The sequence below is a fragment of the Bradyrhizobium sp. UFLA05-109 genome (assembly GCF_054185165.1).
Genome location: NZ_JBBIAR010000074.1, coordinates 32,740 through 45,775 on the forward strand (window position 1 = coordinate 32,740; position 13,036 = coordinate 45,775).

Here is a 13,036-nt window from a genome sequence, read left to right on the forward strand (position 1 = left end):
GTGATAGCATCGCTATCACCTCATTGGAGGCCCGCCTCATGGCCAGCCTGACCATCCGCAAGCTCGACGAAGGCGTCAAAACCTATTTGCGCCTGCGCTCCGCCAAGAACCGCAGGTCGGTCGAGGAAGAAGTCCGGGTCATCCTGCGGGAGCTGATCGAGGGCCGCGAGGAACCGCTGACGCCGTTCGCGGTGCCGCCGGCGGCGTCCGCCGCCCCCACATCCCCGCGCACCAACGCTCTGCCCGAGGCCAGCGTCACCCTGATCATCGGCGGCGGGATCGCAGCCTACAAGTCGCTCGACCTGATCCGCCGGCTCAAGGAACGGCGCGTCGAGGTCCGCTGCGTGCTGACCAAGGCCGCGCAAGAATTCGTCACGCCGCTGGCGGCGAGCGCGCTGTCCCATGAGCGCGTCTATACCGACCTGTTCGATCCCCAGAGCGAGTTCGATGCCGGCCACATTCGCCTGGCACGCGACTGCGACCTGATCGTGGTGGCGCCGGCGACCGCCGATCTGATGGCCAAGATGGCATGCGGTCATGCCGACGATCTCGCCAGCGCCATCCTGCTCGCCACCAACCGAAAAATCCTGCTGGCGCCGGCGATGAACCCGCTAATGTGGAACAACGCCGCGACGCGGCGCAACGTGGCGCAGCTCCGGCGCGACGGCGCGGTGATGATCGGCCCCAATGCCGGCGAGATGGCGGAAGCAGGCGAAGCTGGCGTCGGGCGGATGTCCGAGGCGATCGAGATCGCGGGTGCCGCCGAGCGATTGCTGCGGCCGCCCGTGCCGCGACCGCTCACGGGCAAGCGCGTGCTGATCACCGCCGGTCCAACGCATGAGCCGATCGATCCGGTGCGCTACATTGCCAACCGTTCCTCCGGCAAGCAGGGCTTTGCCATTGCCGCCGCTGCGCAGGCCGCCGGCGCAGAGGTGATCCTGGTGAGCGGCCCGGTCGACCTCGACGATCCCGACGGCGTCAACGTCAAGCACGTGGAATCGGCCCGGCAGATGCTGGAGCAAGTGCAGGCCTCGCTTCCGGTCGACATCGCCATCTTCGCCGCCGCGGTTGCCGACTGGCGCGTCGCCAATGAGGGCGAGCAGAAGCTGAAGAAGACGTCGGCCGGCATGCCGCCGCTTCAGCTCGTCGAAAACCCCGACATCCTCGCCACGATCTCGAAGCTAACGGAAAAGCGCCCGCCGCTGGTGATCGGCTTTGCCGCCGAGACCGAGCACCTCATCGACAACGCCAAGGCCAAGCTCGCGCGCAAGGGCTGCGACTGGATCGTCGCCAACGACGTCTCGCCGGCAACCGGCGTGATGGGCGGCGACCGCAACACCGTGCATCTGCTCAGCCGCAAAAGCGATGGGGAGGACGGCGAGATTGCGGTTGATTCCTGGCCGGTGATGACCAAGGAACAGGTCGCCACCGAGCTGATCGCGCATGTCGTAAAGAGCGTGGCCGGCAAATCCCTGGAGCCCGCATCTTGAGCACGAAGGTCACCGTCGAACTGCAACGACTGGCCCATGCCGAAGGCATACCACTGCCGGCCTACCAGACGGCCGAGGCCGCCGGTCTCGACCTGATGGCCGCCGTTCCCGAGAGCGAATCCCTGACGCTCGAACCGGGCAAACACGCGCTGGTGCCGACGGGCCTCGCGATCGCATTGCCGGCCGGGTACGAGGCGCAGGTGCGGCCACGTTCGGGGCTCGCCGCCAAGCACGGCGTCACCGTGCTGAACTCGCCCGGAACGATCGATGCGGACTATCGCGGCGAGATCAAAGTCATCCTGATCAATCACGGCAATACGCCGTTCGTGATCAAGCGCGGCGAGCGCATCGCGCAGATGGTGATCGCACCGGTGGTTCAGGCCACCCTGGTTCCCGTCGCCACGCTGTCGGCGACGGATCGCGGCGGCGGCGGCTTCGGGTCGACCGGACGCTAACCTTCCGCGAATTCGGATCAAATTGACCGCAAACTACGCGGTTGCCGTGGTGTGGCCCGCATTTTTTTGGGGCCACCTTTGCGTTCACGATCTGGACTCTTACCGGTCGAGTCACGAAGGGGATATTGTCCTTTGATTCGCGCGCGGCGGGGGAAAACGCCGGGCGAAGATTCGTGCGGTCTTGGGGCAATTATGTCAGGCGTGATCGTGTCGATGCGTCGGACGCTGCTGTCGTGCACGTCTTTGGCGCGCAACGGCCTGATCGGCGGCGCTCTCGCGGCGTTGCTTCCGGCTGCGCCGGCGAATGCCGCCGAGCTCATCGACACACTTTCCACACTGCTGGACTTCAACCGGCAGGAAGTCGCGGTGCTGGCGACCGCGCTCGCGTTGCTGGGCTTCTCGGTGGTCGCCGCGATCCTGTTGATGCGGACCCGCGTCCGCACTGCGAAGAATGAGGAGCGGTTGCAGACACGGATCGGGGAACTGCAACTGCAGGCCGATCGCTTCGGTGCGCTGCTCTTCGCCGAGCCGCAGATCCTGATCTCCTGGCCCGCAGGCGATAATCGCGCTCAGATCTCCGGCGACATCTCCATGGTGCTGCCCCGCGATTCCTCGCCGCAGCGCGTGCTGGCCTTCGGCACCTGGCTGCCGCCGGAGCCGGCGCTGCAGATGGATCACGCCGTCGATGCGCTGCGCGAGCATGGCGACGGGTTCCAGCTCAACCTGACCACAGCGAGCGGCCGCACGCTCGAAGCCATCGGCCGCGCCATCGGCGGCCAGGCCATCGTCAGGATTCGCGAACTCTCGGGGCTCAGACGCGAGCTCGCCGAAACCAATCTGCGCCACAAGGCGCTGCTCGACGAGACCGAGATGCTGCGCGGCTTTGCCGCCGCCAGCCCCTGGCCGATCTGGGCTAAGAGCGCGAACGGCGCGCTCGCCTATGCCAACCCCGCTTATGTGCGCGCGACTGAAGCTTTGAACGTCATCGACGCCCAGGAGCGCAAGCTCGAGCTCCTGGACAGCGCCGACCGCACCGACATGGAGCGTGGGCTGAGGGACGCGGCCAACTTCACCTCGCGCCTGCCGATCGTGATCGGCGGTGAACGCCGAATCTATGACGTGCGCGCCGTCAATGTCGGCGATGGCAGCGTCGGCGTCGCGATCGACGCCAGCGAGGCGGATGCGCTGAGCTCGGCGCTGGTGCGGATGGCGGAGGCGCATCGCCGCACCCTCGACCAGCTCTCCTCCGGCGTTGCCGTGTTCGACGGACAGCGGCGGCTTGCCTTCTACAACGACTCCTATCGCCGGCTCTGGGATCTCGACCGTACCTTCCTCGATGCCAATCCCGATGATTCCAGCGTGCTAGACCAGCTCCGCGCTGCGCGAAAACTGCCGGAGCAGCCGGATTTCCGCGCCTGGAAGGCCAAGCTGCACGAGGCCTATCGCGCGGTCGAGACCGCCCATGACACCTGGTTCCTGCCCGACGGTCGCGCACTCTCGGTGGTTACCACGCCCAGCCCCGAAGGCGGCGTCACCTATCTGTTCGACGACGTCACCGAGAGCCTCGACCTTGCCCGGCGCTTCGACGGCCTGATCCGCGTGCAGCGCGAGACGCTGGACAGTCTCGCCGAAGGCGTCGCGGTGTTCGGCAGCAACGGCAAGGTCCAGTTGTCGAACCCGGCCTTCGCGCGGATGTGGAAGCTGTCCAACGAGGCGTTGCGCGAGCAGCCGCACATCCAGGCCGTGGAGGGCTGGTGTCAGCCGCTGTTCGATGAGGCGAACGTCTGGCGGCAGATCCGCGAGGCCATCACCTCGATTGAAAATCGCGTCGATGTGCCGCTCAAGCTGGAGCGCAAGGATGGCAGCGTCGTGAACGGCATGATCCGGCCGCTGCCCGACGGCGCCACCATGCTGACCTTCCAGGACATCACCGACACCGAGAATGTCGAGCGCGCGCTGCGCGAGCGCAACGAGGCACTGGAAGCCGCCGACCAGATGAAGGTGGATTTCGTCCACCATGTCTCCTACGAGCTGCGCGCGCCGCTCACCACCATCATCGGCTTCGCGCATTTCCTCAGCGATCCCTCGACCGGTCCGCTGACGGCGAAGCAGGCCGAATATCTCGACTACGTCACCAAATCGACCAACGCGCTGCTGGCACTGACCAACAACATCCTCGATCTTGCGACCATCGACGCCGGCGCGATGAAGCTCGAGCTCGGCCCGGTCGACGTCTCCAAGACGATCGAGCTTGCCGCAGAAGGTATCCAGGACCGGCTCGCCACCGACCGCATCCGCCTCAAGGTCGAGATCGCTCCAAACGTCGGCGGCTTCGTCGGCGACGAGAAGCGCGTGGTGCAGGTACTCTATAACCTGCTCGCCAACGCGGTCGGCTTCTCGCCGCAGGATTCGATCGTCGGCATCAGCGCGCGCCGCACCGAGCGCAGCGTGGTCTTCACCGTGACAGATTCCGGGCCTGGAATACCTGCCGACATGAAGGACAAGGTGTTCAACTGGTTCGAAAGCCGCTCGCAGGGCTCGCGCCATCGCGGCGCCGGGCTCGGCCTGTCGCTGGTGCGCTCCTTCGTCGAGCTGCATGGCGGCAAGGTGCGGGTGGATTCGATCGTCGGCAAGGGCACGACCGTGACCTGCGATTTCCCGACCGACCAGGCGGCGCATCGCGACGCCGCCGAATGACCGCATCGACGACATTCTCCGTCGCGCTTTTCAACGAGACGGCCACCGCACAACTGATGGCCGACGTCGCGCTGCTGGTCAGACCCGGCGACGTCATCACGCTCTCCGGCGATCTCGGTGCCGGCAAGACCGCGGCCGCACGCGCGATGATCCGCTATCTCGCGGACGACGAGACGCTGGAAGTGCCGAGCCCGACCTTCACGCTGGTGCAGGGCTATGAGCTGCCGGCGCATCCGGTGCTGCATGCCGATCTCTATCGCGTCGAGGACGAAGGCGAGCTCGAGGAGATCGGGCTGTCGCCGCTGCCGGAAGCAACGCTCGTCCTCGTCGAATGGCCCGAGCGCGCGCCGTCCGCCTTGCCTCCGGATCGCATCGACATCGCGCTCACGCATCGGCCGGCGCTTGGGTCGACCGCGCGCGCGGCCGATATCACGGGCTACGGCAAGGCCGCAGCGACGGTCGCACGGCTGAAGGCGCTGCGCGAATTCCTCGACAGGTCGGGCTTCATGGAGTCAACGCGGCGGCGCATGAATGGCGACGCCTCGACCCGCTCCTATGCGCGGCTGCTCCGCGACGACGGCATCGTTATCCTGATGAACTTCCCCAAACGCCCGGAGGGCGCTGCGATCTACAACGGCAAGTCCTACAGCGCCGCCGTGCACCTGGCCGAGGACGTCAAGCCCTTCGTCGCGATCGACGAAGGCCTGCGCGAGCAAGGCATCTCCGCGCCTTTCATCCACCATTCCGATCTCGACCATGGCTTCCTGATCACGGAGGACTTTGGCAGCGAGGGCGTCATCGAAGGCGACCCGCCGCGCCCCATTGCCGCACGCTACGAGGTCGCAACCGACGCACTGGCGGCACTGCACGGCAGGGCGCTGCCGGAGGTATTGCCGCTGTCCGGTCATGACGACTACGTCATTCCCCTCTTCGACACCGAGGCACTCCTGATCGAGATCGGGCTGATGCCGGAATGGTACCTCCCCGATCGCGATGCCCCGCTGAGCGAGGAGGGGCGCGCGGAATTCTTCACGATGTGGCGCGAGCTGCTCGCAAAGCCATTGGCGGCGCCGAAGACCTGGGTGCTGCGCGACTATCACTCGCCCAATCTGATCTGGCTTGCCGACCGCACAGGCATCGCGCGTCTCGGCGTGATCGACTTCCAGGACACCGTGCTCGGGCCGAGATCCTACGACGTCGTGTCGCTGCTCCAGGACGCCCGCATCGACGTGCCCGAGAGCCTCGAGCTGACGCTGCTGTCGCGCTACATCAAGGCGCGCCGCGCCGGCGATGCCGGCTTCGATCCGGCGGGCTTCGCCGAGCTCTACGCCATCATGTCGGCGCAGCGGAACACGCGCCTGCTCGGCACCTTTGCGCGTCTCAATCGCCGCGACGGCAAGCCGCATTATCTGCGCCACCAGCCGCGGATCTGGACCTATCTTCAGCGCTCGCTGGCCCATCCGTCACTGGCCCATATGCGCGACTGGTACCTCGCCAACGTTCCGCCGCCGAAAGGCTAATTTACCGGCCGTTAGCCATCGCAGCCGTAATCTCGCCCGCTGGAGGCCGCAAAGATACGAGCAGGAAGCGAGGACGCATGGCAGCGAGCACCGAACGACGCAAAGGCGATCGCGTCGTCTTCTAGCGCGGGATACCTGCCCACATGATGGGGATCGACGGGACCTGGCGGCGCGATTGCACCATGGAGGACGTCTCCGAAACCGGCGCCAAGCTCACCATCGAGGGCTCGGTCGAGGGCCTGCATCTCAAGGAATTTTTTCTGCTGCTGTCGTCCACCGGATTGGCCTACCGGCGCTGCGAGCTGGCCTGGGTCAATGGCGATCAGATCGGCGTCAACTTCCTCAAACAGGGCGACAAAAAGAAAAAGACGCGGTCCACATCCGTGGGAGCTTGATTGCAACACCCGTCGTACAAACGTCATCCCAGGTGATTATGGCGGTTCGGTCGGCTCATCCGCGTGCTAGGGTTGCTGGGGCCGCGAAACTGAGGTTTTCGAGAAGGTCAGGCATGCCCGTCAAACCGACCAAAGCCATGGTGCTCGCAGCCGGCCTCGGCCTGCGCATGCGCCCCCTGACGGAGAAGATGCCGAAACCTCTGGTCAGCGTGGCGGGCCAGCCGCTGCTCGACCATGTGCTCGACAAGCTCGGCCAGGCCGGCGTCGCTGAAGCCGTGATCAACGTGCACTATTTGCCGGACCAGATCATCGACCACGTCGCGAGCCGCAAGCGGCCGCACGTGACCATCTCGGATGAGCGCGACCAGGTGCTCGGCACCGGCGGCGGCGTGGTCAAGGCGCTGCCGTTGCTGGGCGATGCCCCGTTCTTCCACGTCAATTCCGACACGCTGTGGATCGACGGCGTGCGCTCCAACCTCGAGCGGCTTGCGGAGAATTTCGATCCGGCGCGGATGGACATCCTGTTGTTGATGGCGCCGACTGCGAGCAGCATCGGATATAGCGGCCGCGGCGATTACTCGATGCTGCCGGATGGCACCCTGCGGGCCCGCCGCGAGAACCAGGTGGTGCCGTTCGTCTATGCGGGCGCGGCGATCATCTCGCCGACGATCTTCGCCGGCGCCCCGCAGGGCGAGTTCTCGCTGACAAAAATCTTCGACCGCGCCGGCGAACAGGAGCGGCTGTTCGGCCTCCGCCTCGACGGCCTGTGGATGCATGTCGGCACTCCTGATGCCGTGCACGCCGCCGAAGAGGCGTTTCTGGAGAGCGTGGCCTAAGGCCCACGGTCGACTTCGTAGGGTGGGCAAAGCGCAGCGTGCCCCCCTCTTCTATCAAACGATCGGACTCAGAAGTGGTGGGCACGGTGCAAGCGCGCCTTTGCCCACCCTACGAAGTGCTGCTAACAGCGGACCATGATGCATCCTGCGTCGGCGAATCAGGCAGCACATGCGCGTTTTCACCGTTCCAGTCTCGGTTCCCTTCCTGCGCACCGTCGTTGCCGCGCTGCTCGACGGCCGGCTGGTCGATGGCTTTGAGGCGCGCAAGGAACCGGCACGGCTGGCGGACGCGACGCTCTATCTGCCAACGCGGCGCGCGATGCGCGTGGTGCGCGAGATCTTCCTGGAGGAGATGAAGGCCGACGCGGTTGTGCTGCCGCGCATCGTCGCCCTCGGCGATATCGACGAGGACGAGCTCGCCTTTGCCGACGAGGCCGAGCAGTTTTCCGGCACGACCCCGCTGGAGATTCCACCACGATTGGGCGAGCTCGAGCGCAGGTTGACGCTGGCGCGCCTGGTCGCGGCCTGGGCCAAAGGCGAGGTGTTGGCGCCGCTGGTGGTCGGCGGCCCCGCCTCGACGCTGGCGCTCGCCTCGGATCTTGCGCGCCTCATCGACGACATGGTCACGCGCGGCGTCGACTGGAGCGCGCTCGACGGGCTCATTCCCGACCAGCTCGATCAATACTGGCAACACTCGCTTCAGTTCCTGCGCATCGCGCGCGAGGCCTGGCCGAGCCATCTCGCCGAGATCAACCGCATCGAACCCGCGGCACGGCGCGATCAACTGATCGCCGCGGAAGCAAAGCGGCTGACAGCGCATCCCGCAGGGCCCGTGATCGCAGCGGGCTCGACCGGTTCGATGCCGGCCACCGCGAAATTCCTGCACGCGGTTGCCTCGCTCCCGCATGGCGCCGTGGTGCTGCCGGGGCTCGACACCGATCTCGACGAGGACGCGTGGCGGACAATCGGCGGCGTGCGCGATGCGCTGGGCAAGTTCGCGGAACATCCCGCCTCGAACCATCCGCAATATTCGATGCACGCGCTGCTGCAACGTTTTGGTATCAAGCGCAGCGACGTCGACATCCTCCAACCACCGTCGGAAGGTGGACGCGATCTCCTGGCCTCCGAATCGATGCGGCCGTCAAGCGCGACCGAGAAATGGCACGACCGGCTGAAGCAGAGCGATGTCGCCGGCAAGATCGCCGCCGGCATGAAAGGGCTTGCCGTCGTCGAGGCGCCCAATCCCGAGATGGAAGCACTCGCGATCGCGATTGCGATGCGGGAGGCGCGACATCTCGGCAAATCCGCAGCTCTGGTGACACCAGATCGCGCGCTTGCCCGGCGGGTGATGGCGGCGCTCGCGCGCTGGGATCTCGCCTTCGACGACTCCGGCGGCGACGTGCTGATGGAGACCTCCGCCGGCACGTTTGCACGCCTTGCGGCGGAAGTTGCGACCAAGGGCCTGGAACCACCGACCTTGCTCGCGCTCCTGAAGCATCCGCTGTGCCGGCTCGGCGCTGTGCCCGGCGCGTGGACGGCCGCGATCGAGGGCCTGGAGCTCGCGGTGTTGCGCGGCACGCGCCCGCCGCCCGGCACGGCGGGGCTCTCGCGCGAGTTCACCCGTTTCCGCGATGAGCTTGCAAAACTCTGGCGCAGCGAGGTCTCGGCGCTGCATCGAGGCGAGCCCCGCGCGCGGCTGCAGGCCGAAGACCTCGATCGTATCCAGGCGCTGATCGCGGCGTTGCAAACGGCGCTGGCGCCGATCGAGAGCCTGGCACCGTCAAAACCTTGCGATTTCGCCGAGCTCGCGCATCGCCATCGCGAGATCCTGATCGCGCTGTCGCGCGACGAGCAGGGCGTTGCGCTTGCCTTCGAGGACCGCGAGGGACTGGCGCTTGCCGCCGCCTTCGATGACCTCCTGCGCGGCGGGACAACGAGCGGGCTGGTCGTTCCGCTGCCGGATTATGTTGACGTGTTCCACACCGCATTCGGCGACCGCGCGGTGCGGCGGCCGGACAAGCCCGGCGCACGGCTCCAGATCTATGGTCCCCTGGAATCGCGCCTGATGCAGGCCGACCGCATCATCGTCGGCGGGCTTATCGAAGGCGTGTGGCCGCCCTCGCCGCGCATCGATCCCTGGCTGAGCCGCCCGATGCGGCATGAGCTCGGCCTCGACCTGCCGGAGCGCCGCATCGGCCTCTCCGCGCATGACTTCGTTCAGCTGCTCGGCGCCGACGAGGTGATCCTCACCCATTCCGCCAAGGCCGGCGGAGCGCCGGCGGTGGCCTCGCGCTTCCTGCATCGGCTGGAAGCAGTTGCGGCTGCCGACCCCTGGAAGGCGGCAAAACGAGCCGGCGAAAAATACGTGCAATTCGCTGACGCGCTGGACCGGCCCGACGAGGTCAGGCCGATCAAGCAGCCCGAGCCGCGGCCACCGCGCGCAACGCGGCCGCTGAAGTTGTCGGTCACCGCGATCGAGGACTGGCTGCGCGATCCCTACACGATCTACGCAAAATACATCCTGCGGCTCGATGCGCTCGATCCCGTCGACATGCCGCTCTCGGCCGCCGATCGCGGCTCTGCGATCCATGATGCGCTGGGCGAGTTCACAGAAGCCTATGCCGCCCGCTTGCCGCAAGATCCAGTGCGTGTCCTGCGCGCGATCGGCGAAAAGCACTTTGCGCCGCTGATGGAGCGGCCAGAGGCGCGAGCGCTGTGGTGGCCGCGTTTCCAGCGCATCGCCCGCTGGTTTGGCGAATGGGAGCAGGCGCGGCGCGGCGCGATCGAGGCGATCGCCGCCGAGACTCGCGGCGAGATATCAATCCCGCTCGACAATGGGCGCACGTTTTATCTCTCCGCGCGCGCCGATCGCATCGAGCAACGCCAGGGGGGCGGTTACGCGATCCTCGACTACAAGACCGGCCAGCCGCCGACCGGCAAGCAGGTGCGCATGGGATTGTCGCCGCAGCTCACGCTGGAAGCAGCGATCCTGCGCGAGGGCGGTTTTCCCGACATCGACGCCGGCTCATCCGTCAGCCAGCTCGTTTACGTTCGCCTGAGCGGCAACAATCCGCCGGGCGAAGAGCGCATTCTCGAGCTCAAGATCAGGCCGAGTGACACACCGCAGCCGCCGGACACCGCAGCCGCGGAAGCACGAAACAAGCTGGAAGCACTGATCCGCGCCTTCGAGGATGAGAACCAGGCCTACACCTCGCTGAACCTGCCGATGTGGACCAACCGCTACGGCAGCTATGATGATCTCGCACGCATCAAGGAATGGTCCGCTGCCGGCGGCTTGGGGGTGGAGGAATGGTGAAGGCGCCCCGTCCCATCCCCGATGCCGTGCGCGCGACGCAGGCGCGTGCGTCCGACCCGAACGCATCGGCCTTCGTGTCGGCCAATGCCGGCTCGGGCAAAACCCATGTGCTGGTGCAGCGCGTGATCCGCCTCTTGCTGTCGGGCGTGCCGCCGGAAAAGATTCTCTGCATCACCTTCACCAAGGCGGCGGCTGCCAACATGGCCGAGCGGGTGTTCACCACGCTCGGCCATTGGGTGACGCTGGATGACGCCGCGCTCGACGATGCAATACGTGCGGCCGGTATCCCCTATCCCAGCACAAAGCTGCGCCGCGAAGCGCGAAAACTGTTCGCCTGCGCGCTGGAGACGCCGGGCGGCCTGAAAGTGCAGACTATCCACGCGCTGTGCACGCGCTTGCTCCAGCAGTTCCCGTTCGAGGCCAACGTACCGGCACGCTTCGCCGTGATCGACGAGCGCGACCAGACCGATATGATGGAGCGTGCCAATCTCAAGGTGCTGCTCGAGGCCTCGCGCGATCCCGATAGCGTCACCGGCCGCGCCTTGCTCACGGCGATGGCGAACGCCGCCGATGTCACCTTCAAGGAGGTCGTGCGTGAAGCTTGCCTCAGCCGCGATCATTTCATGGCCTGGACGGATACAGCCGGCAGCGCCGAGGCAGCTGCTGCGGAGATGGCGGCGGTGCTGGGCGTCGATATCGCTGACCGCATGGAGGATATCGAGATGGAAATTCTCGATGGTCCGTTCCTGCCGCGATCGCGCTGGGATGACATCGCCCTTGCGCTCGAGGACGGCAGCAAGTCCGACAACGACCAGGCAGAGCGCTTACGCGCCGCAAAAGTGTTTTCCGGCAGCGCGCAGGTCGATGCCTATCTCAGCGTCTTCCTCACCGACGAGAAACTGCCGCGCAAGGCCGTGCTGACCAAGAAGTTCGGGGATCACAATCCGTCCGTCGCGCGCCTGTTCGAGGCCGAGGCGCAGCGGCTCGGCGGACTGATCGAGAAGCGCCGCGCGGTCAGCGTGCGCGATCGCACCGAGGCTCTGCTGCATATCGCGACCGCCGCGGCGGCGAACTATCGCCGCGAGAAGCAGGAGCGCGGCCTGCTCGACTACGACGATCTCATCGACAAAACGCTGACGATGCTGAACCGCGTCAGCTCGGGCTGGGTGCACTACAAGCTCGACCGCGGCGTCGATCACGTGCTGATCGACGAGGCGCAGGACACGAGCCCGCGGCAATGGGACATCGTCGCGCACATCATCTCCGAGTTCACGGCCGGAGAAGGCGCGCGCGAGGGACTGAACCGCACCATCTTCGCCGTCGGCGACGAGAAGCAATCGATCTTCTCCTTCCAGGGTGCTGCGCCGCACGAATTCGACGCACGCCGGCGCGAGCTGCATCGCAAATTCACCGCTGCCGGCCTGAAATTCGATCCCGTCGCGTTCACCTATTCGTTCCGCTCGGGCGCGACGATCCTGCAGTCGGTCGACCACGTGTTTCGCGAGCCCGAGATCTACAAGAGCATCCACGCGATCGAGATCGGCCATCCCCTGCACAATGCGCTCAGCGATGCCGGCCCGAGCCTGATCGAGCTCTGGGATCTTGCGGAAGCCGACGACAGGCAGGACATCGAAGGCTGGCGCGCGCCGTTCGACGGCGTCTCCGTCACCAGCCCCGAGGTCAAGCTCGCCCGCCGCATCCAGGCCGAGATCAAGCGTCTGGTGGAGAGCGGCACGCTGACGGGACACGCCGGCGAGCGGCGCCCGTTACGCTATGGCGACATGCTGATCCTGGTGCGGCGGCGCGGCAACGCGTTCGACGCGGTGATCCAGGCGTTGAAGCATGCCGGCATCCCCGTCGCCGGCGCCGACCGGCTAAAGCTCACCGAGCACATCGCGATCATCGATTTGATGAACCTCGCCGATGCGCTGCTCCTGCCGCAGGATGACCTTGCGCTCGCGGTGGCGCTGAAGAGCCCGCTGTTCGGCCTCGATGACGACGATCTCTTCGCACTCGCCTGGGATCGCAAAGGCCCATTGCGCCGGGCGCTGGCTGAGCACGCGCGAACAAGCGAGAAATTCGCAACCGCGCATCGCCGGCTGGAAGCCTGCGAGGCCCGCGCGCGCAACGAGACGCCGTTCGCCTTCTATGCCTGGCTGCTGGGGGGAGACGAGGGCCGCGCACGCATCCTGCGCCGGCTCGGCCATGAGGCCAACGACGCGCTGGACGAATTTTTGGAGCTCGCGCTGAACTACGAGCGCAAGGCGCCGGCCTCCCTGCAAGGTTTCATGGCCTGGCTGCGCTCGGCCGACACCGAGGTGAAGCGC

The 13,036-nt window shown here is 66.4% G+C and carries 8 protein-coding genes; all 8 read left to right on the forward strand.

From position 1 onward, the window contains the following. Positions 1-38: 38 nt before the first annotated feature. The gene (coaBC, locus tag Q3C01_RS37000) at positions 39-1,490 is read left to right on the forward strand and encodes a bifunctional phosphopantothenoylcysteine decarboxylase/phosphopantothenate--cysteine ligase CoaBC (protein ID WP_458150222.1); all 1,452 of its coding nucleotides are present in this window, start codon (positions 39-41) and stop codon (positions 1,488-1,490) included. Further along, positions 1,487-1,945: a dUTP diphosphatase gene (gene dut / locus Q3C01_RS37005; protein ID WP_458150223.1), complete on the forward strand. Its 459-nt coding sequence runs from the start codon at positions 1,487-1,489 to the stop codon at positions 1,943-1,945. Before coaBC ends, dut begins: the two co-directional genes overlap by 4 nt. 192 nt (positions 1,946-2,137) lie before the next feature. After that, the gene (locus Q3C01_RS37010) at positions 2,138-4,642 is read left to right on the forward strand and encodes a PAS domain-containing sensor histidine kinase (RefSeq protein ID WP_458150224.1); all 2,505 of its coding nucleotides are present in this window, start codon (positions 2,138-2,140) and stop codon (positions 4,640-4,642) included. Further along, positions 4,639-6,162, forward strand: a complete 1,524-nt coding sequence (gene tsaE, locus Q3C01_RS37015) for a tRNA (adenosine(37)-N6)-threonylcarbamoyltransferase complex ATPase subunit type 1 TsaE (protein WP_458150225.1) — start codon at positions 4,639-4,641, stop codon at positions 6,160-6,162. Before Q3C01_RS37010 ends, tsaE begins: the two co-directional genes overlap by 4 nt. A 143-nt stretch (positions 6,163-6,305) precedes the next feature. Beyond that, positions 6,306-6,557 (forward strand): PilZ domain-containing protein, encoded by a 252-nt coding sequence (locus tag Q3C01_RS37020; protein ID WP_458150226.1) that lies wholly within the window; start codon positions 6,306-6,308, stop codon positions 6,555-6,557. A gap of 113 nt (positions 6,558-6,670) precedes the next feature. Then, on the forward strand, positions 6,671-7,393 hold the full coding sequence (locus Q3C01_RS37025) for a nucleotidyltransferase family protein (protein ID WP_458150227.1): 723 nt from the start codon (positions 6,671-6,673) through the stop codon (positions 7,391-7,393). Between the two features lie 169 nt (positions 7,394-7,562). Then, the gene (gene addB, locus Q3C01_RS37030) at positions 7,563-10,709 is read left to right on the forward strand and encodes a double-strand break repair protein AddB (RefSeq protein WP_458150228.1); all 3,147 of its coding nucleotides are present in this window, start codon (positions 7,563-7,565) and stop codon (positions 10,707-10,709) included. Next, positions 10,703-13,036, forward strand: a 2,334-nt coding sequence (gene addA, locus Q3C01_RS37035; protein WP_458150229.1) for a double-strand break repair helicase AddA, incomplete at its 3' end; no start/stop codon positions are given. The genes addB and addA, both read left to right, overlap by 7 nt.

Coding starts and splice junctions, on each gene's coding strand:
- coaBC (WP_458150222.1), top strand. CDS start 39: ATGGCCAGCCTGACCATCCGCAAGCTCGACGAAGGCGTCAAAACCTAT.
- Q3C01_RS37010 (WP_458150224.1), top strand. CDS start 2,138: ATGTCAGGCGTGATCGTGTCGATGCGTCGGACGCTGCTGTCGTGCACG.
- tsaE (WP_458150225.1), top strand. CDS start 4,639: ATGACCGCATCGACGACATTCTCCGTCGCGCTTTTCAACGAGACGGCC.
- Q3C01_RS37020 (WP_458150226.1), top strand. CDS start 6,306: ATGATGGGGATCGACGGGACCTGGCGGCGCGATTGCACCATGGAGGAC.
- Q3C01_RS37025 (WP_458150227.1), top strand. CDS start 6,671: ATGCCCGTCAAACCGACCAAAGCCATGGTGCTCGCAGCCGGCCTCGGC.
- addB (WP_458150228.1), top strand. CDS start 7,563: ATGCGCGTTTTCACCGTTCCAGTCTCGGTTCCCTTCCTGCGCACCGTC.